The organism is Vibrio sp. 10N.222.49.C9 (genome assembly GCF_041474985.1).
Taxonomy (GTDB): Bacteria; Pseudomonadota; Gammaproteobacteria; order Enterobacterales; family Vibrionaceae; genus Vibrio; species Vibrio crassostreae_C.
Genome location: NZ_JBFRVD010001272.1, coordinates 1 through 251 on the forward strand (window position 1 = coordinate 1; position 251 = coordinate 251).

A 251-nucleotide genomic window follows, 5' to 3' on the forward strand; every position below is an offset into this window, starting at 1 on the left:
ACCTTCGCCCCTATGCTAGATATAGTCCGCGACCCTCGTTGGGGGCGCGTTATTGAAAGTAGCGGTGAAGACCCGTATCTCGGCTCGCAATTCGCTAAATCTGTTGTAAAAGGTTTCCAAGGTGACAGCCTGAGTGACCCTGACTCTATCCTTGCTTGCGCTAAACACTTTGTGGGTTATGGTGCTGCAGAAGGAGGTCGTGATTACGACACAACGGAAATCACAGACAATACCTTACATAACGTCTACCT

Annotated in this window: 1 protein-coding gene; it reads left to right on the forward strand. The window is 49.4% G+C overall.

Translation table 11 applies throughout. The features are described 5' to 3' along the window. On the forward strand, window positions 1-251 hold a 251-nt coding region (locus AB4585_RS27870; RefSeq protein ID WP_372171999.1), incomplete at both ends, for a glycoside hydrolase family 3 N-terminal domain-containing protein.